The organism is Athalassotoga saccharophila, from assembly GCF_009936215.1.
Classification (GTDB): domain Bacteria; phylum Thermotogota; class Thermotogae; order Mesoaciditogales; family Mesoaciditogaceae; genus Athalassotoga; species Athalassotoga saccharophila.
Map to the genome: position 1 here is coordinate 1,370,191 of NZ_AP019551.1, position 19,305 is coordinate 1,389,495.

A 19,305-nucleotide genomic window follows, 5' to 3' on the forward strand; every position below is an offset into this window, starting at 1 on the left:
CATGGTATATGGAGTAACCTTTGAGAAACTTGGACAGATTTACCATTTAGAATTCGATGGAGAAATAAAGATAAATCAAAAAGTTGTCGCAGAAAGTGACTTTGGAATAGAGATAGGGAATGTCGTAAAGATTTTCAAAGAAGAGACTGCCGAAAAGAAGATTTTGAGAATAGCAACTTACGAAGATATAGAAAATGATCTTGCAAATCAAAAAGATGCAAAGGCAGCTTTTGAAATAGGCAAAGAAAAAGTTGTCGAGCATGCGCTTCCGATGAAGATGCTTTACGCAAGGTACACTCTCGACAAAACCAAATTAATTTACTTTTTCTCTGCCGATGGGAGGATAGATTTCAGAGCGCTTGTCAAAGATCTCGCCGCAACTTTTAAAACGAGAATAGAATTAAGACAGATAGGCGTTAGAGATGTTGCCAAGATCGTTGGTGGAATAGGAATGTGTGGAATGCAGACGTGCTGTTCGAGATTCGAAAGAGATTTCAAAAGTATCACCTTAAAATACGCAAAAACCCAACAACTTTTGATAAATCCATCAAAAATTTCTGGAGTGTGTGGAAGATTGCTTTGCTGTTTGGCCTATGAGAATGACAATTACCTCGAGATCTTGAAGGGAATTCCGGACACGGGAGATACGGCCAAATTCGGAGATAAGATATATACCGTCTCCGAGGTTAACATTTTCTCCAAGACGATAAAGTTGAGGAACAACGAAGAAGAATTGAAAATGACATTTGATGACTTTTTAAATGGAAAGGGTGAAAAAATTTGCGATTTGAAACCACCGGAAGAGACGGAACTGCACGATCTGGAAAACTGATATTCGAAAGGGGTACTGTCGAGACTCCCGTCTTTATGCCCGTGGGGACCAACGGCGCCGTTAAAATGTGCACGCGAGAATGTGTAAAGCAGGCCGGCGCTACCATAGTCCTTGCCAATGCCTTTCACCTTTACCTAAAGCCCGGTCTCGAAACTCTTCGTGAATTCGGCGGGATACACAATTTCGCATCGTGGGACATCCCTGTCCTTACGGACAGCGGTGGCTTCCAGATCTTCAGCCTTTCCAAAAATATAAGAATTGACGATGACGGGGCCGACTTTAAATCCCCTTTCGATGGGACCATTCATAGATTTACTCCGGAAAAGGTGGTTGAGATTCAAGAAACCATAGGATCGGACATAGCAATGGTGCTCGATGAATGCCTTGCGCCAACATACGATCTTGAATCGACGAAAAAATCCATGAAAAGAACCTTTAAATGGGCACAGAGAGCCATTCTTTCCCACAAAAGAAAGGATCAGGCACTCTTTGGAATAACCCAAGGAGGATTTTTCGAAGAAACTCGAAGAGAGAGCACAATCGAAATAACATCGCTTCCTTTCGATGGTTTTGGAATCGGAGGATTAAGCGTCGGAGAGGATGTAGATACAACGATAAAAATGTTAGACGTTGTTCTACCACTTATGCCTGAAGACAGGCCAAGGTATCTCATGGGAGTTGGGGATCCACTTTTAATGTTAGAGGCAATCGAGCGTGGAGTAGACATGATGGATTGCGTTTTGCCAACAAGAATGGCAAGGCACGGCGGAATACTCACATCGGAAGGACGCATAAATATCCGTGCCGCGATATACGAAATGGACAAAGGTCCGCTTGATCCGTCTTGCAATTGCGAGGTGTGCCACAATTATTCGCGCGGGTACATTCATCATCTCATAAAAAGGAATGAGTCGACCGGGATGATCCTTGCGACTTACCACAACATTTATTTCTTAATAGATTTGATGAAAAGATCAAGGTCTGCTATAATGAATGGAGAGTTTAAAGAGTTCAAAGAAGAAGTGCTATCAAAAATGAAATATCAAAAGAGGCGAGTTTTGTGACGGAAGATGAGATAAGATCGATTCTTTCAAAGATAAGGTATCCTGGTTATGCCAAAAGCATAGTCGACTTTAAAATAGTCAAGTCGATCGAGATAAGTGGAGATGAAGTCAAGATCCTTCTGAACCTCGCGACAAAAAATGAGGACGTTAGGAATCGCGTTCTTGAGGAGATAAAATCGGCCTTCAAAGGATCGGGAATAAGGCTAATTTTGACAACGGTTCAAGACCAGCCGACTTCGACGACTGTAGAACAAAAACATTTCGTTCAGAGTGCAAAAAAACGTATAGCAGTTCTAAGCGCAAAGGGAGGAGTCGGAAAGACGACAGTTGCCGTTTCCATGGCCATATCTTTGAAGAGGAAAGGGTACAAAGTTGCCATTTTAGATGCCGATATACATGGACCAAATGTACCGAGAATGCTTGGAACGATTGAGGAAAAAGCGACTGTTGGCGAGAATAAAAAGTTAATTCCGGTCTTTAAAGATGGAATTTATTCAATGTCTCTTGGATACGTCGTCGATCAGGAAACGCCGGTTATATGGAAAGGCGCTATGGTCACAAAAGCCATTGTTGAGATGATGGAGATGACAGACTGGCCAGAACTCGACTACTTCATAATCGATCTTCCTCCCGGCACAGGAGATGCGGCTCTTACCGTAAAGCAAAATTTGGATTTGGATGGAGCCGTTATAGTTACAACACCGGGTGAACTTTCCATAGCAGATGCCGTTAGAACCGTTGACTTTTTCAATCAGGTTGGCATAAAAATTTCAGGATTTGTCGAAAATATGGCCTATTTTGTCTGCGATAACTGTCACAACAAACTTTATCCTTTTGGAAAGATTGAATTTGGCGATCTGGAAAAAATTTTAGGATTGCCGGGACTTGGAGAGATTCCTTTCGATATAGAAGTCGAAAAAAGTGCGGACGAAGGAACTCTTGCTCGAGACGGTAACAATGAATATTTTGAAATTGTTGATAAAATTGTCGATAAAATATAGGAGGAGATATGTACTGGTCTAAACTCTATGCTCCAACTTTGAAAGAAGTGCCGTCCGATGCGGACATCAAAAGTGCCGAATTACTCGTAAGAGGCGGATTCATAAGAAAATCTGCCTCTGGAATCTTTTCCTATCTTCCACTTGGCACGAAGGTCCTTCAAAAGATAACGCAGATAGTCAGGGAAGAGATGAATAGAACAGGGGCCCAAGAACTTTTAATGCCTATAATGCAACCTGCCGAGATATGGAAGATAACGGGTAGATGGGAAGATTACGGACCGGAGATGATGAAATTAAAAGACAGAAATGACAGAGAGTTCACACTCGGCCCAACTCATGAAGAGATGATAACGACTCTTGTCAAGGATGAGTTGAGATCTTACAAACAATTGCCAGTTAACTTCTACCAGATAAACACGAAATACAGAGATGAGATAAGGCCACGTTTTGGTCTTTTACGTGGAAGAGAGTTCATAATGAAGGATGCCTACAGTTTTCACACAAGTTACGAATCTCTCGATAAGACTTACAAGGATATGTACGATGCCTATTCGAGAATATGCGAGAGAATGGATTTAAAATACGTTGCCGTTGAAGCAGATACTGGAGCGATAGGTGGAAGCAATTCCCATGAGTTCACGGCCTTTGCCGAAAGTGGAGAGTCAGACATACTCGTTTGCGACAATTGCGGTTATGCTGCCACTCAAGAGAAAGCCGAGTGTTTAGAAGATGACCTCAAAATCGATGAAGATCAAAAGCCATTGAAATTAGTCGAGACGCCCAACGTCAGAACGGTAGAAGAACTTTCAAAGTTTTTAAACGTCGACAAAAGACGCATCGTCAAATCGATGATCTTCGTCGGAAGAAATGGATATATCATGGCGATGATAAGGGGAGATCTTGAAATAAACACCGCGAAATTGAAATCTTATCTCGGAGATCAGACCTTAAGGCTTGCAACGGGAGAGGAAGTCTACCAGAAGTTCTCAACGCAGATAGGCTACATAGGGCCAATTGGGGTAAATGCGAGGATAATAGCAGACAGATCTGTAAAGCCTCTTGTCAATTACATTGTCGGCGGACTTAAGAATGAATATCACTATGTAAACGTGAATCACGGAAGAGACTTCAAAATAAACGAATATGCCGATATACGTATGGTTGTTGAAGGAGACAAATGTCCAAAATGCGGTCATGAATTGAAGATGAAAAAGGGCATAGAGGTTGGCCAGGTCTTCAAACTCGGTACAAAGTATTCGGAGAAACTTTCGGCTACCTATGTCGATTCGGATGGAAATGAAAAGTACTACATTATGGGTTGCTATGGATGGGGAGTTAGTAGAACCATGGCAGCCGTTGTCGAACAATTTCACGACGATCGAGGAATAATATGGCCAAGATCTATAGCACCTTTTGAGGTCGTGATAACTGTTGTCAACGTTGCGGGTGACCAAATGAAGATCGGATATGAATTGCATGATTTGATCGAAAAAAACGGCATAGACGTGATCTTAGATGACAGAGAGGTTTCGGCCGGATTCAAGTTCAAGGATGCCGATCTGATAGGTATACCTTTAAGAATAACGTGCGGGAAATCTCTCGAAAATGGAGAAGTTGAACTTAAATTGAGAAATTCAGATAAATCTTTGAAGGTCAAGATCGATGATAAAGATTACCTTATAGAAAAGGTCAAAGAATTACTCGAACTTTACAAACCCGGTGATCAAGTTGGGAATATTTGACATATTCAAAAAAGGTCTCGAAAAGACAAAGAATGGATTTTTGGGAAAGGCTCTATCAATTCTAAAGGGTGGAAACTTAGACAGTGAAAAGATAGAAGAGATAAGGGAACTTCTTTTGCTTTCAGATGTGGGCATCTCCACATCGGATTACATCATCGAAAGGGTGAAAGAGTCAAAAGAGAAAGATGCGATAGAGGCTCTCAAAAAGGTACTTTTGGAACTTTTAGGTCCAGACGAGTCTATAACATTTGCAAATGAAGGGCTAACTATTTACACACTTGTTGGGGTCAACGGATCTGGAAAGACAACAACGGCTGGAAAACTTGCGTTCAGATTTAAAAAAACAGGCAAACGTGTCGTTTTAGGGGCCGGAGACACATTCAGGGCTGCTGCGATAGATCAGTTAAAGGAATGGGGAAAGAGAGTTGGGGTGCCGGTAATATCACACCAATGGGGAGCAGATGCCGGAGCCGTTGTGTATGACACAGTTACGCATGCGATATCCGAAGGATTAGATGTTGCTTTGATAGACACGGCAGGAAGACTCCACACAAAGGACAATTTGATGAGAGAACTTGAAAAAATTCACAAAATAATAAAGAAATTAAAACCAGATCAGCCCCAGGAGGTTCTTCTCGTCTTGGATTCGACGATAGGACAAAATGCCATACAACAGGCGAAGATCTTTGGACAGAGCACAGGGGTTACCGGTATCGTGCTGACGAAATTCGACGGAACTGCGAAAGGCGGGATGATCTTTTCTATAAAGAGGGAACTTAATATACCCGTCAAACTCATAGGAATAGGAGAAGGATTAGAAGATCTAAAGGATTTCAAGGCAACTGAATTTGTAGATGAACTTTTAGAATGAAAAAGACGCTTATCGATATTTACAAAGAAAAGATTTTTCTTGAAAACGGAGAGGATGCTCTCCACCTTGCAGGCGTCATAAGAAGATATGGAAAAGACGGATGGACAAAGAACAAGATTTCAGAGGCGCTTGGGATGATAGATCCAAAGTTTAGATCTGGTGCAAATGATATCTCTGAAAGAAGAAATGAGATAATGGCTATGTTAATGGATCCCAAAAATCATCTTCCAATGGATGAAATAACGATAAAACTTGCAGAAATCGAGGGAATAAGCACAAAAGATTACGCAACGTTTATGGCAGGATGGAAGAAATTTTTAAAAGAAAATTCGGCCTATTTTGATGATTTCCTCGATCTCTATCTGGTCTTTGCGATGAAGAAGAATCAAAGCAGTGATAATGGTATAATAGACGATCTTATAAAGATGACTCAAAATGTTGATTTTTTATCCTTAGATCTGGCAACATTTAACACTTTTGAAGAAATATACAACTCTCTTCTTCCATCTGATAAGAAATTTGTTGCGGATTCGATAAAAGATCCTTACGTAAGAGGGGCTCTCACAAGAAATGCGAAGGCATTGCTTATCGTCGATGGAAGTAATATAGCGATGGTTGGAAGCCTTTACCCGGATTTAAACAACATTTTTCTTTCCTTTCGTCTCATCGGAAAGATGCATGAAATTCCTTGGCCTTTTAAAATAATATTTGACGAGAATTTCGAATACAACCTTAAGGGTACTCAAAGGCGAATCTTCGAAGAAAGGTTTCAAAAACATCCGGATGTGAAATTTCATTCGCCGGCCGACGAGTTGATAATAGAAATAGCCAAAAGTACGAACTCGTGGATACTTTCGAATGACAGATACCATGATTATCCCAGGTTCAACGCCACTTTTCTGAGATTTGACGGAAAAAGGGTATGGAAGGACTAATACAATGATTTACAAGTCTTTTGTCATGCTTTTTCGGGACCGACAGGCCTTACTCATGTTCTTTCTTCTTCCCATAGTTTTGATGTTCATACTCGGTTTCGTCATAGAAGGGCTTTCCGGCAGTAAGACGGCCGTTAACGTTAAAATAGGGGCATTTACGACCTCACCTGAACTCGAAAGAATGATAACGCAGGCAGCCTCAGGAAGCGGTGTAGAATTTGAATTTGTTGGCAGTGAAGAGGCTCTAAATCGTTTATTGCTCTCTGGGAATGTCCAAATGGGAGCGATCCTTGGCCAAAACTCCTTGACATTTATATACAATCAATCCTTTGGCCAGTACAACAACTATCTGAAGATTCTCCAAGATGTTATTGCCGGAAGCGTTGTGAGCGGAATTTCGAATGTCAAAAATTACATACAATTAAAACCCATATCCGTTGAAAGTGGAAGTTTAACCGTCATAGGATTTATAGTTCCTGGAGTTATAGCCATTTCAATAACGATAGCCGGGATGTTTGGAATGGCCATAATCACTGGAAATTACAGACAAAACGGGATCTTAAAAAGACTTTCAGTTACTCCTGTTAAGGGTGGCACTTTCTTTCTTTCTCTTGCCTTTGTAAGGTTTATAATTTCCGTTTTGGCATCTGTGCTGACTATTTTGCTCTCGGAATGGTTCTTTTCTACCTCTTACAATGTGAACTGGCCGATGTTTTTACTCTTCGTCTCGAGTGGTATTTTTCTGTCACTTGGAATAGGACTTTTGATTTCGATGATTTCGAGGGATCTATGGACCATCCTCAACATAACGACGATTTTATCCGTCACGATGATGCTCTTTTCGGACGTTTTCTTTCCTTATTCGATAATGCCTGATTACATGAGAATAATATCCCACATTTTACCGATTTCATATTTTGCACAGGGTCTAAGATATACGCTCGGTATAGAAGCAATGTACACAAATGATTTCATCATTATTACCTCTACTTTTATCTTGATAGGCCTTGGAATGATATCTGTCGGTGGTACATTGATTATGAAGATGGAAAGAAGGTAATCTCATACCTCTTGAGCAATTGATTTTTTTGTGATATACTTCTAAAGTAATTGGAGAGATGGCCGAGCGGTCGAAGGCACTTGCCTGCTAAGCAAGCGTGGGATTTTCCCACCGTGGGTTCAAATCCCACTCTCTCCGCCAGTTGTGCCCGTAGCTCAGCTGGATAGAGCGATAGACTGCGGATCTATAGATCGGGAGTTCAAATCTCCCCGGGCACGCCAAGGTGAATGACATGTTGAAGATAAAACTTGAAACTTTAAAACATGAACAAAAGATAAAGGTAGTCGAGACAGATCAATGGACAGACCTTGACTTGGAAGGAGAATCTTACCCTTACTCTCAGCCGGTGAAGATCGATTTGGAAGTTGAGTTCTCTTCTCAAAGAATATACGTGAGCGGAGAGGTCAAAACTCAGATAATTCATCCGTGCGACAGGTGCCTTGAACCGGTCAAGGTTGACATAAATGGAAAAGTAGAAGCAGTTTACGTCGAAAATGAAAAAGTCAAAGATGTCGAAGAAGTTATGGATGAAGTTGGTGTTTTTTATTACAACCCGACGATGGAGTTTTTGGATCTTACGGACAGGATCATCGAATCGATACTCCTTGAGATACCCATGAAGGTGCTTTGTAAGCCGGATTGTAAAGGTTTATGTCCGCATTGCGGGATCAATTTGAATGAGAATCCAGATCATGTGTGTGAATATGAAGATGAAAAGGTTGACTCTCCATTCTACGCTTTAAAAAAGATATCTTTTGAATCGAAAGGAGAATGAAAATGGCCGTTCCAAAGAAAAAGCCTTCTCTCACAAGAACGAACAGAAGAAGATCTGTCTATTACCGTGACAAACATGTAACCGTCACAAAGTGTCCGCATTGTGGAGAACCTATGCTTCCACATCACGTATGTATGAAATGTGGATATTATAACGGAAAACAGGTTCTTGAAGTTAAGGAGTGACATCGTTGGCGCACATAGCGCTTGATGCATTCGGAGGAGATCACGCTCCCTATGAAGAAGTAAAGGGAGCGCTTTTGTTCGTTGAAAAAACTGGTCACAAAGTTACCCTTGTCGGAGATGAAAAAAAAATATCTCCTCTTATTCCAAAAGATTCAAAAATAGAAATAGTAAATGCTCCGGAAAGATTTGGAATGAGTGCCAAGCCGACAGAAATACTCAAAAGAAAAGAGGCATCGATGAATGTCGCCGCAATGCTCGTCAAAGAAGGAAAGGCAGAAGGATTTGTGAGCGCGGGGAATACCGGTGCCTTGCTTGTTTTGGGAACTTTTTTACTCGGCAGAATGGAGGGAATAGAAAGGCCGGCCATAGCGACCGTTATGCCATCTAAAAGTGGTGGGACAGTTTTGATAGATGCCGGCGCCAACCTTTCTCTCAAGCCACCGCATTATGTCCAACTTGGAATAATGGGAGTTGCATACGCCAAAGGGATTTTAAACAAAAAAAATCCCAAAGTTGGTTTGTTGAATGTTGGCGCGGAAGAAGAAAAGGGACCAGATCTTTTGAAAGAAGTCTATTCATTGTTAAAAGATAAATTTGGAGAAACCTTTTGCGGAAATGTTGAGGGAAGGGATGTATTCTACGGAGATGTCGATGTGGTGCTTTCGGATGGTTTTAGTGGTAATATAGTCTTGAAGACATCTGAAGGAGTGGGACTTTTCGTCTCGGAAATGCTTAAGAGATCTATAAAGAATTCAAATGTAATCCAGAAAATCGGTGCACTTTTGATGAAAGGCACTTTTGACAAATTCAAAGAATCTCTCGACTACAGAAAGTACGGCGGAGCATTCTTGCTTGGAGTAAATGGTATTGTCGTTAAGGCCCATGGTGCTTCAGACTCGAAGGCCATTTTCAACGCTTTGAATGTTGCCGCAACGGGAATAGATAAGAAGATCATCGACACAATACGGGGAAGTGTTTAAGATGTGCGGAATATATGGCTTCATAGGAGAAGGAAAGGTAGAAGACCTTGTTAACGGACTCAAAAAACTCGAATACAGAGGATACGATTCTGCAGGCATAGCCTTTTTGAAATCAAAAAATCTCATTGTCGAAAAGAGAACCGGCAAGGTAGACGCACTTAGATCTTTGATGAACGGAAGATTAGAAGAAAGGATAAACGCAGGCATAGCGCACACAAGGTGGGCAACGCACGGTATGCCCACAGATATAAATGCCCATCCACAGATGGATTGCACCAAAAAAATAGCCGTCGTTCATAACGGCATAATAGAGAATTTTGCCACTTTAAGGGATGCGCTGACCTCCGAAGGCCATATATTCGTCTCGCAGACAGATACCGAGGTTATAGCCCATCTCATAGAAAAGTATTTCCGTGGAGATCTTTTTGAGGCCGTAAGAGTTGCAACTCTCGATCTTGAAGGAACCTACGCAATAGGCGTTATACACGCAGACATCGAAGACGAGGTTATATTCGCAAGGAGGAAAAGTCCTCTTGTCATCGCTGCAAATGATTTTGGTACCTATTGCGCATCTGACGTAACTCCATTGATTTCGGTAAGCAGAGATGTTGTTTTTCTCGAAGATGGCCAGATAGCAAGGTTGAAAAGGAATAAATTCGAGATCTTCGAAAATTCGGGAAAACCTGTCGAAAATCACTTCTATCACATAAATTGGGATGAGAAGTCGGCCGAAAAAGGCGGATACAAACATTTCATGATGAAAGAGATACACGAAGAGCCTCGTGTTATATCCGATGCTCTCGTTGGACGAATAAAAGATGGGAAGGTCATTTTTGAAGAGATCAAAGATTGGAACGAATACATCAAAAATATAAGAAAAATAAATGTGATAGCCTGCGGGACGAGTTTTCACGCGGGACTTGTTTTCAAATATTTCCTTGAAAGGTTAAGACCTTTTGACGTTGAAGTTGAGGTCTCTTCAGAGTTCAGATACAGAAATGTCTTTGTAGATGACAGAGTGCTTAACATCGCGATAAGTCAGTCCGGAGAAACAGCGGACACATTAGAGAGTGTAAGGCTTGTCAAGTCTCTCGGCGGGAAGGTACTTGCGATATCGAATGTCGTTGGATCGACTCTTACAAGAGAGGCAGACAGAACACTTTACATAAATGCAGGGCCGGAGATAAGCGTTGCCTCTACGAAGGCATACATTGGACAGATAACGGTTTTGTACCTTTTGGCCATTTACATGGATCAACTGATGGGGGGCAACCATTCCGAGATGGTGATAAATCTCACGAAATTGCCAGAAATCGTTGATAATTTCATCTTAACTCAGGAAGATTCTATAAAATCAATCGCGGACAAATACGTTGGATATACCAACTTCATGTACATAGGAAGAGGAATAAATTATCCTTCGGCGTTAGAAGGGGCTTTGAAATTGAAAGAGATAAGTTACACGAATGCCGTTGGTTATCAGGCCGGAGAATTAAAACACGGGCCAATAGCCTTGCTCGATGAAAAATTCCCGGTCATGGCCATCGTCGTTGATGATGAGTTGAAGGACAAGATGATTTCAAATGTGCTTGAGACAAAGGCAAGAAATGCTCAGGTTGTTGCAATAGTGAGCGCTTCAGATCGCAAAGTTTCTTCACTTGTCAACGATGTTATACGCGTTCCAGATCTTGAAAGTTATCTTTATCCTTTCGTTGTTGGAATAGCCCTTCAACTCTTTGCGTATAATGTTGCCAACGATAGGAATCTTAACATAGACATGCCGAGAAACCTTGCAAAAAGTGTTACAGTCGAGTAGGGAGGTAAAGACCTTTGTCTCTTTTAAGAGAGATATGTGATGAAATTCTTAAAGAAGAAGATCCCGATCTTGTGATCTTGAAGATGAAAGGCTTGAGTTACCTGACAGATTATTTTGTCATAGCGACTGCGAATTCGAGCGTTAACATGAGATCTATAAGAGATAGAGTACTTCAAATTTTGAAATCCCACAATCACGAGATAATCTTTTACGACAAAAGCGATGATCATAACTGGATGATAGTCGATGCGGGAGAGATAGTAGTCAACATTTTTACAAAGGCGGCGAGAGAATTTTACGATATAGAGTCTTTGTGGTCGGACACCGAAAGACTCGATGTGAAGGAGGTTTAAATGTACGAACCTGACAAAATAGAAACCAAATGGCAAAAAAGATGGGAAGAAAGTGGCATCTTTCATACACCAAATCATTCGACAAAGCCCAAGTACTATTCTCTTGTCATGTTTCCATATCCTTCTGGCACACTTCATGTGGGGCACGTTAAGAATTACACCATTGGAGATGTTGTGTCAAGATACAAAAGAATGCGTGGATACAACGTTTTGAATCCTTTTGGATACGATTCATTTGGTCTGCCGGCGGAAAATGCGGCCATAGCCCATGGCAATATTCACCCAGAAGACTGGACAAGGGAGAATATAAACAAAATAAGAGGGCAGATAAAAAAGTTGGGGATAAGTTACGATTGGGACAGAGAAGTGATAACCTATAAGGAAGATTATTACAAATGGACCCAATGGATTTTCCTTAAACTTTATGAAAAAGGTCTTGCCTATAAAAAGAGCGGTCCAGTTAACTGGTGTCCTTCTTGCAAAACAGTCCTCGCAAATGAACAGGTTGTCGATGGAAAGTGTGAAAGATGTGGAACTCCTGTTGTTATAAAACAACTCGAACAGTGGTATTTTAAAATAACTGATTATGCCGAAGAACTCGACGCCTTCATAGACAAATTAACGGGATGGCCTGAAAATGTAAAGACGATGCAGAGAAATTGGATAGGTAAAAGTGTTGGCGCCGAGGTTGATTTTAAGATAAAAGAAAGTGGCAAAACTCTTAAAATATTCACCACCCGTCCCGATACTCTGTGGGGAGTTACCTTCATGGCCATTGCCCCCGAATCTCCTCTGATAGATGAACTTACCGTCCCATCGAGAAGGCGTGAAGTTGATGAATTTTTGACCCGGATAAATCTTTCCGAAAACAGATTTGAAAGGTTTTCCTCCGACGCGCCAAAAGAAGGGGTTTTCCTTGGCACTCACGCGATAAATCCTGTTAACGGCAGAGAAGTTCCGATATACGTCGCCAATTACATCCTTTACGAGTATGGTACCGGTGCCATAATGGCCGTACCCGCCCACGATCTTAGAGATTACGCTTTCGCAAAGAAATACAACCTTCCAATCGAAAGGGTTGTCTCCTCTGATGTAGAACTTCCTTACGATGGAAATGGCATCCTTGAAAATTCTGGTCCATTCACGGGAATGAAAAATGAAGAGGCCATAAAGAAAATAATCGAATATCTCGAAAAGAATGGAATTGGAAGAAAATCTGTAAATTACAAATTGCGTGACTGGCTGATTTCCCGCCAGAGGTACTGGGGAGCCCCAATTCCTGTCGTCTACTGTGAAAAATGCGGGATCGTACCCGTTCCAGAAAAAGATTTGCCGGTCAAATTGCCACGAGACGTTAAATTCGATCCAACCGGAAGGTCTCCTCTCTCTTACGATGAAAAATTTCTCCATACAACATGTCCAAAATGCGGCGGACCGGCGGTAAGAGAAAGTGATACGATGGACACTTTTGTCGATTCTTCATGGTATTACCTAAGGTATGTGAATCCACACGAAAAGGATCGCCCTTTTGTAAGATCAGATGTGGACGAATGGTTACCTGTGGATCAGTACATAGGCGGTGTGGAACATGCGATTTTACATCTTTTGTATTCCCGATTTATAACGAAGGTTTTAAGAGATGGAGGATATTTGTCTTTTGATGAACCATTTAAAAATCTTTTTACTCAAGGAATGATATACAAAGATGGAGCCAAGATGTCCAAATCCAAGGGCAACGTTGTCTCCCCGGACGATATGGTCGAGAAATACGGCGCGGACACTTTAAGGCTTTACATACTTTTTATGGGCCCTCCAGAAAAAGACGCCGAATGGCTTGATTCTGGAATTGAAGGTGTCTCAAGATTTGTCTCGAAATTGTGGAATCTCTTTGAAGAGATCATACCGCTTATGAATCTGAAAAAGTTTGAAAGGCCTTTAACCGATGAAGAGTACGAAATAAGAAGAAAACTTCATCTCATTCTCAAAAAGATAACGAATGACATAGAGGGAGATTTCAGGTTCAACACGGTCGTCAGTGGATTCATGGAACTCGTCAATCTCTTTAGCGATTACGTGAAATCGACACCAAAAGAAAAAATAAATGTCGGGTTAATCGATGAATTTGCACATAAATTCGTTCCAGCACTTTCGCCCTTTGCGCCTCATGTAGCGGAAGAATTGTGGGAAAGAATGGGAGAGAAACCATTCGTTGCAAATGTTGAATGGCCATCCTACGATGAGAATGCGATTCTTCCAAGGAAAATAGAGATCGTCATAATGATCAATGGAAAGGTTAGAGCGAAAGAGACGGTAGATGCAAATCTTTCCGATGAAGAGTTGAAAAAAATAGCACTTGAAAATGAAAAGATAAAGGGTTTGATGAATGGAAAGACACCAAAAAAGGTCTTTATCGCCAAAGACGTTGTTAACATAGTTGTATAAAGGGGGCAATCATGAAAGTTCCAAATCCAGTATCCAAAAGGTTAGCGCTTTATCACAGATGTGTTGTTTCTCTGCTATCAGAGGGAAAGGAGATAACATCATCTCAAGAACTCGGAGAAAGGCTCGCCCTTAAGCCCAGTCAGATAAGAAAGGATCTTTCCTATTTTGGGGAATTTGGAAAACGTGGTACTGGATATGAACTTAAGGAATTGAAACTTTCTTTGGAAAACCTTTTGAGCATAAACAAAACATGGAATGTCTGTATTGTTGGCGCTGGAAATATAGGTACGGCACTCGCCAACCACACCGAGTTTTTCAAGGAAGGATACCGCATAATCGCTTTTTTTGACAGAAATCCTTCCAAAATAGGTAAAAAAATAGGCACAAGATCTATCCCGGTATACTCGATAGAGGAACTTAACGAGAAGGTCAAAAACCTGAATATAGAGATAGGAGTCATTGCCGTACCCTCTTCAGAGGCAAGGAATGTTGCGGAAATGTTAGTTAAATCGGGCGTAAAGGGCATACTTAACTTTGCACCGGTGAAGTTAAAAATGGAAAATGTAGAGATCGAAGATGTCGACATAGCAATATCTTTCAAGGCTTTGACCTTTAAAATAGGAGTAAAAGAAATTGAGCGAAAGAGATCTTTTAATAAAAAGGATAGTTGAAGAGAAAGGTGATAAGGCCATCCCCGCGCTGATAGATTTGCTTTTTGAAGGGGACGCACAGATGGCAGACATAGTCACAGACGCACTTTTAGAACTCGATTGTTGTCAACAAATCATCAAAAGATTAGATTCGGAGATGAAAAAAGAGGATAAGAATCCGGGTATCTTTTACTTGGCAGACATAATAGGCGAGAAGAATTGCAAGGGAGGAGTTGAACAACTAAAAAGGCTTCTAAACCTTGTCGAAACCGAAGAAGAAGCCATAATAGTTCACGGTTCTCTTGCAAGGATGGGCTTTAAAGACTCGGAGAAGTATTTACTCTACGAACTTGAAAATGAACCTTCACAAGATATGATCTTTGACGTTGCAGTTGCGCTTTCATATTCAAGCGACAAAGAGGTTTTTAAGGCTATTGTGGCAAAGGCTGACAAAAACAAAGATCTTGTGGATGTCCTCCAGTCGATGTGTGAGAGAGAGCCGGATCTTTACGCGCTTTTGCCGGACGATCTCAGAGAGATAAAAAATGATAAATATAAATGAGATAAAGGTATTCCTCGAAGTTGTAAATACCGGAAGTATAACTGGCGCTTCGAAGAACCTTTTTATAAGCCAACCTGCGATCTCCCAGCATATAAAAAACATGGAAGAAAAATTGAATGTAAAGTTGTTTGAAAGGATTCAAGGCGGGAATATCCTTAAATTAACCGAAGAAGGATTTGTAATATATAAAGAACTTGAAAGCCTTTCAAGGGTCTTTGACGAGACTATTGACAGGATAACCAATTTGCAAAAGAACATTGAAAGCCTTCTTAAAATAGGCGCAAGCAAGACTATAGGTGATTACCTTCTTCCAAAGATAATGGTAGATTTTTTGAAGGCACACAACGTCAATTTTTCAGTTGACATACAAAACACTTCGGACGTTGTGGAAGAGGTTTTGGATGAAGAGATATCGGTGGGATTCGTGGAGATACCCTTCTTTCATAAATCTTTAGAGAGTGAAAAATTCTACATGGACGAGATGAACCTTATTTCTTCCCCCGGTTTTCCACTTCCTTCGAAAATAGAGATTGAAGATTTAAACTCTCTTCCATTGATCCTGCGCGAAAAAGGATCCGGCACAAGAAAGTTAATAGAATACAAATTCGAATCTCTCGGGATCACGCCAAACGTTATCATCACTCTATCGAGCAATGAGGCAATAAAGTACATGATAAAAAGTGGAATTGGCGTTGGATTTCTTTCAAAACTCATCTACGAAGATGATGAGAAAAATGGATCTATAATTGTACTGAACATCGAAAACTTGAAAATAGAAAGAAATTTTTTCATGATAAGAAAAAAAGAGAGAATAATGTCGAATTTGGAGAGAGAATTTTTGGATTTTGTAAGAAAATGGGGGGAAGAAGATGTATCTTGAAATTAAAGAACTTGAAGCGAGGGTTGGAACTTTCAAATTGGGGCCTGTTAGTTTTTCAATAGAGAAAGGAGATGTACTTGCAATTTTAGGACCTTCCGGGTCTGGGAAATCGACACTTTTGAGGGCCATTTGCGGATTGATACCATCGACGGGGTCTGTGATCTTAAACGGAGTGGATATGTCCCACTTTCAGCCTCACTTAAGACGAATGGCGATGATGTTTCAGGAGTATGCGCTTTTTCCTCATATGAATACTTTTAAAAATATATCCTTTCCTCTGACCGTGAAAAAGGTAAAAAAAGACGAAATAGACGGGAAGGTCAAAAAAAGGGCAAGAGAGATCGATGGAGGACTTGAGGAAAGCCTTTCCTTCATGCCGAAAAACCTTCCCGAAGGATTAAAACAGGCGACGGCCTTCGCGAGAGAGACTGTAAGAGAGTTTGATATATTGATGTTAGATGAGCCATTTTCAAGGTTGGATGCGTATCAAAAACAATTTGTCAGGGCAGATTTAAAAAAGAATCTCCTTAATCTTGGTAAAACTTACATTTTAGTTGTTTCAGATGTACTCGATGCGCTTGCCATCTCGAATCGTATGATGATCATGATAGATGGAAAGGTAGTTCAAGACGATCTTTCAATGAACGTGTACCAACATCCTAAGACTCTCGATGTCGCAATTCTCACCTCACCTCTTGGTCTGAATGTCGTCAGAGATCTTTTTGGCGCACCATCCGGTAAAATCCTTGCATTTAGACCGGATGCGATCTTTGAGTCTGAAAGTGGTACCGAATTCGAAATAATTTCAATAGATCCTATAAATGCGAAGTACTCTCTGTTCCATTTGAAAAATGGTAACGTTGAAATAATGGCGTATCTAAAGAACAATTCAAAAAAGGTTGGAGAACGTCTAAGGGTAGATTTGAATCACGATAAGTCTTGGACTTACTGATGCGAAAGGGGTGTTGACAATAAACTGGCAGGAATCGCAGATAGTCTATCAAATATTCGTTGACAGATTCAAAAGGGGAAAGGACTTTGAGAAAAAGGTCAAAGATGGTATCTACAGTCGTGATGGAGGAGTTGTCAGGAACTGGGATGAGAAACCATCAAAAGAAAGTCGTGGCCTCGAATTTTTTGGTGGAGATTTGGATGGAATAATAGACAGTCTTGACTACATAAAAGCACTTGGAGCCAACGTAATATATCTGACGCCAATTTTTTTGGCCTCGACAAATCACAAATACGATACTCATGATTTCGTCGTGGATCCTCAATTTGGAGATGAACGCACACTTGTCAATTTGTTTGAAGAGTCCCACAAAAGAGGGATAAGGGTAATTCTTGATGGAGTTTTTAACCATGTTGGTGTTGATGGTGTGTGGTTTAACAGATCGAAAAAATATGGGAATGGCGGAGCCTACAACGATCCCCGATCGCCTTACAAAGATTTTTTTGAATTCAGAAGATGGCCGGACGATTTCAGGGCATGGTTAGACATAAAATTGCTTCCAGAACTTAATTTAGAAAATGAAGAACTCAAACGCATACTCTTTACAGGTGATGATTCCGTTGTTAAGCGTTATTTGAGAATGGGTGCAGATGGATGGAGACTCGATTGCGCGCACGATCTTGGCCACAGGATAAATTCTATCATTGCCGATAATTCAAAATCCGTAAATCCTGACGCAATAGTCATAGGAGAGGTAAGCGGTTATCCGGATGAATGGCTGAGATCAAAATTAGACGGAGTTATGAATTATTATTTTTCCACTTTACTTTTGAATACGATCAATGGAAATTTCGATGTTCCAACCTTAAAGCGCGGTCTTGACAGAATGGTAGAAGAGGCCGGAGAAAAACTTTGCAAATCGTGGAATATGATCTCATCTCATGACACACCGAGGATGAACTCACTCATAAAGGATGGAGCCTTTAAAAAAATGGCAGTTGCCTTTCAGATTGCGTATCCCGGTAATCCTTTTCTCTATTACGGAGAAGAAAACGGAATGTACGGTGAAGGGGATCCTGACAATAGAAGGCCTATGATCTGGGATCAAAGCAGATGGGACTGGGAATTCAGGGAATTTGTGATCAAGGCATTTGAGATAAGACGTCGTGAAAATGCCTTGAATGGCGGCAAGTACTTAAAGATCGATCTTTCAAATCCATTCGTCGTTGGATTTGGCAGGTACACAAAAGACCCCAAGGATACTCTCTTTTTCTTTGCCAACTTTTCTAATTCAAAAACAATCGAGAAAGTTCCAATTCCCTTTGCGTATTTCATGCACCACGTCAGAATGGAGAGTGTTTTTGGTCAAGGAGAGGCTATCTCGAGGGTTTCAGAGATAGATTTTGAATTGCCGCCAAAATCATTTGCGTTCTTCAAATTTGCTCCCAATTTTTCTCTTTACAGGATGTATAAATCAGTTTAAATTTTCTGGAGGCGAGTCATGAGAAAGATCCTTATCTTGTTTGCGATATTCACTCTTTCATTTTCTGCCATTGTAATGGCAGATCTTACTCCCAGTGCGACCTTTATGAATGTTTTGAAGGGAAAGATAATAGTCCTTGATCCCGGCCATGGCGGTGAAGATACGGGAGCGATAGGACCGACGGGATTACTTGAAAAAACCATAAATCTCGAAGTTGCGCTCGATCTCGCAAGCATTTTAAAGGTGCAAGGAGCATCTGTTTACCTTACAAGGGCGACGGACGTGTACGTTTCTCTTCAATCGAGAATAGCACTTGCCAACAATCTCCACGCCGATCTTTTTTTGTGCATGCACCATAATTCGATAGAAGGGGCTCCCGATATAGACAGGCCTCAGGCTTTTTACTGGAGCACAACTGATACCTCTGAACTTGCCGCAAAGATAATCCTTGAGGCTTTTGAAAACTTCACCGGCACAGAAGGTGATTTGATTCAGGAAGAATATTACGTTTTAAGATACGCACAGGTTCCGGCCGTTTTGATAGAACCTTTTTTCATGTCAAATCCTACGAGAGAGAAATGGCTTGAAAATCCTGTTAATATATGGAAAGAAGCGCTAATTTACGATAACGGAATTTTGAAGTACTTTAAAACAATTTCCAATTGAGAATTTTTAATTCTCGGAATTTGAATTTTGTTGGGTATGGTATAATAATTCAAAAG

Annotated in this window: 19 protein-coding genes and 2 tRNA genes; all 21 read left to right on the plus strand. The window is 40.9% G+C overall.

All coding sequences use genetic code 11. The features are described 5' to 3' along the window. Window position 1 precedes the first annotated feature (1 nt). The 21 genes from ATHSA_RS06885 to ATHSA_RS06985 all read left to right on the plus strand — a co-directional run bounded on the left by ATHSA_RS06885 (window position 2) and on the right by ATHSA_RS06985 (window position 19,249). Window positions 2-832, plus strand: coding sequence for a PSP1 domain-containing protein (locus ATHSA_RS06885; protein WP_161848380.1), 831 nt, complete (start codon window positions 2-4; stop codon window positions 830-832). Continuing rightward, window positions 781-1,896: a tRNA guanosine(34) transglycosylase Tgt gene (gene tgt / locus ATHSA_RS06890; protein WP_161848381.1), complete on the plus strand. Its 1,116-nt coding sequence runs from the start codon at window positions 781-783 to the stop codon at window positions 1,894-1,896. Before ATHSA_RS06885 ends, tgt begins: the two co-directional genes overlap by 52 nt. Further along, window positions 1,893-2,897 carry an Mrp/NBP35 family ATP-binding protein gene (locus tag ATHSA_RS06895; protein ID WP_161848382.1) on the plus strand — a complete coding sequence of 335 codons (1,005 nt, stop codon included), beginning with the start codon at window positions 1,893-1,895 and terminating at the stop codon, window positions 2,895-2,897. Before tgt ends, ATHSA_RS06895 begins: the two co-directional genes overlap by 4 nt. Before the next feature lie 8 nt (window positions 2,898-2,905). Continuing rightward, window positions 2,906-4,639 (plus strand): proline--tRNA ligase, encoded by a 1,734-nt coding sequence (locus tag ATHSA_RS06900; protein ID WP_161848383.1) that lies wholly within the window; start codon window positions 2,906-2,908, stop codon window positions 4,637-4,639. Then, a complete protein-coding gene (gene ftsY / locus ATHSA_RS06905; RefSeq protein ID WP_161848384.1) occupies window positions 4,626-5,510 on the plus strand; it encodes a signal recognition particle-docking protein FtsY in 885 nt (294 codons plus the stop codon). The genes ATHSA_RS06900 and ftsY overlap by 14 nt, the downstream gene beginning before the upstream one ends. Continuing rightward, a complete protein-coding gene (locus ATHSA_RS06910) occupies window positions 5,507-6,445 on the plus strand; it encodes a hypothetical protein (protein ID WP_161848385.1) in 939 nt (312 codons plus the stop codon). Before ftsY ends, ATHSA_RS06910 begins: the two co-directional genes overlap by 4 nt. Window positions 6,446-6,449: 4 nt before the next feature. Next, window positions 6,450-7,505, plus strand: a complete 1,056-nt coding sequence (locus ATHSA_RS06915; protein ID WP_161848386.1) for an ABC transporter permease — start codon at window positions 6,450-6,452, stop codon at window positions 7,503-7,505. A 52-nt stretch (window positions 7,506-7,557) separates the two neighbouring features. Continuing rightward, window positions 7,558-7,646 (plus strand) — tRNA-Ser (locus ATHSA_RS06920). Between the two features lie 3 nt (window positions 7,647-7,649). Beyond that, window positions 7,650-7,726: transfer RNA gene (locus ATHSA_RS06925), tRNA-Arg, on the plus strand. A gap of 14 nt (window positions 7,727-7,740) precedes the next feature. Then, window positions 7,741-8,280 carry a YceD family protein gene (locus ATHSA_RS06930; RefSeq protein WP_232060068.1) on the plus strand — a complete coding sequence of 180 codons (540 nt, stop codon included), beginning with the start codon at window positions 7,741-7,743 and terminating at the stop codon, window positions 8,278-8,280. 2 nt (window positions 8,281-8,282) lie between these two features. Then, a complete protein-coding gene (gene rpmF / locus ATHSA_RS06935; RefSeq protein ID WP_161848388.1) occupies window positions 8,283-8,465 on the plus strand; it encodes a 50S ribosomal protein L32 in 183 nt (60 codons plus the stop codon). A 5-nt stretch (window positions 8,466-8,470) separates the two neighbouring features. Beyond that, entirely contained in the window at window positions 8,471-9,445 is a 975-nt protein-coding gene (plsX, locus tag ATHSA_RS06940; protein WP_161848389.1) for a phosphate acyltransferase PlsX, read from the plus strand. Between the two features lies 1 nt (window position 9,446). Next, a complete protein-coding gene (gene glmS, locus ATHSA_RS06945; protein WP_161848390.1) occupies window positions 9,447-11,261 on the plus strand; it encodes a glutamine--fructose-6-phosphate transaminase (isomerizing) in 1,815 nt (604 codons plus the stop codon). 14 nt (window positions 11,262-11,275) lie between these two features. Continuing rightward, entirely contained in the window at window positions 11,276-11,614 is a 339-nt protein-coding gene (gene rsfS / locus ATHSA_RS06950; protein WP_161848391.1) for a ribosome silencing factor, read from the plus strand. Further along, window positions 11,615-14,056, plus strand: a complete 2,442-nt coding sequence (gene leuS / locus ATHSA_RS06955; protein WP_161848392.1) for a leucine--tRNA ligase — start codon at window positions 11,615-11,617, stop codon at window positions 14,054-14,056. It begins immediately after the preceding gene. 11 nt (window positions 14,057-14,067) lie between these two features. After that, window positions 14,068-14,727, plus strand: coding sequence for a redox-sensing transcriptional repressor Rex (locus tag ATHSA_RS06960; RefSeq protein ID WP_161848393.1), 660 nt, complete (start codon window positions 14,068-14,070; stop codon window positions 14,725-14,727). Next, a complete protein-coding gene (locus tag ATHSA_RS06965) occupies window positions 14,690-15,268 on the plus strand; it encodes a hypothetical protein (RefSeq protein WP_161848394.1) in 579 nt (192 codons plus the stop codon). Before ATHSA_RS06960 ends, ATHSA_RS06965 begins: the two co-directional genes overlap by 38 nt. Next, entirely contained in the window at window positions 15,252-16,148 is an 897-nt protein-coding gene (locus ATHSA_RS06970) for a LysR family transcriptional regulator (RefSeq protein WP_161848395.1), read from the plus strand. Before ATHSA_RS06965 ends, ATHSA_RS06970 begins: the two co-directional genes overlap by 17 nt. Next, a complete protein-coding gene (locus ATHSA_RS06975; RefSeq protein ID WP_161848396.1) occupies window positions 16,138-17,100 on the plus strand; it encodes an ABC transporter ATP-binding protein in 963 nt (320 codons plus the stop codon). Before ATHSA_RS06970 ends, ATHSA_RS06975 begins: the two co-directional genes overlap by 11 nt. 13 nt (window positions 17,101-17,113) lie before the next feature. After that, window positions 17,114-18,583 carry a glycoside hydrolase family 13 protein gene (locus ATHSA_RS06980; protein ID WP_161848397.1) on the plus strand — a complete coding sequence of 490 codons (1,470 nt, stop codon included), beginning with the start codon at window positions 17,114-17,116 and terminating at the stop codon, window positions 18,581-18,583. 18 nt (window positions 18,584-18,601) lie between these two features. Continuing rightward, window positions 18,602-19,249, plus strand: coding sequence for an N-acetylmuramoyl-L-alanine amidase family protein (locus ATHSA_RS06985; RefSeq protein WP_161848398.1), 648 nt, complete (start codon window positions 18,602-18,604; stop codon window positions 19,247-19,249). Window positions 19,250-19,305: the final 56 nt, after the last annotated feature.

Excerpts from the sequence above, each read along its gene's own strand:
- ATHSA_RS06885 (WP_161848380.1), top strand. The coding sequence starts at position 2 with ATGGTATATGGAGTAACCTTTGAGAAACTTGGACAGATTTACCATTTA.
- ATHSA_RS06900 (WP_161848383.1), top strand. The coding sequence starts at position 2,906 with ATGTACTGGTCTAAACTCTATGCTCCAACTTTGAAAGAAGTGCCGTCC.
- ATHSA_RS06910 (WP_161848385.1), top strand. The coding sequence starts at position 5,507 with ATGAAAAAGACGCTTATCGATATTTACAAAGAAAAGATTTTTCTTGAA.
- ATHSA_RS06915 (WP_161848386.1), top strand. The coding sequence starts at position 6,450 with ATGATTTACAAGTCTTTTGTCATGCTTTTTCGGGACCGACAGGCCTTA.
- rpmF (WP_161848388.1), top strand. The coding sequence starts at position 8,283 with ATGGCCGTTCCAAAGAAAAAGCCTTCTCTCACAAGAACGAACAGAAGA.
- glmS (WP_161848390.1), top strand. The coding sequence starts at position 9,447 with ATGTGCGGAATATATGGCTTCATAGGAGAAGGAAAGGTAGAAGACCTT.
- leuS (WP_161848392.1), top strand. The coding sequence starts at position 11,615 with ATGTACGAACCTGACAAAATAGAAACCAAATGGCAAAAAAGATGGGAA.
- ATHSA_RS06960 (WP_161848393.1), top strand. The coding sequence starts at position 14,068 with ATGAAAGTTCCAAATCCAGTATCCAAAAGGTTAGCGCTTTATCACAGA.
- ATHSA_RS06970 (WP_161848395.1), top strand. The coding sequence starts at position 15,252 with ATGATAAATATAAATGAGATAAAGGTATTCCTCGAAGTTGTAAATACC.
- ATHSA_RS06975 (WP_161848396.1), top strand. The coding sequence starts at position 16,138 with ATGTATCTTGAAATTAAAGAACTTGAAGCGAGGGTTGGAACTTTCAAA.
- ATHSA_RS06985 (WP_161848398.1), top strand. The coding sequence starts at position 18,602 with ATGAGAAAGATCCTTATCTTGTTTGCGATATTCACTCTTTCATTTTCT.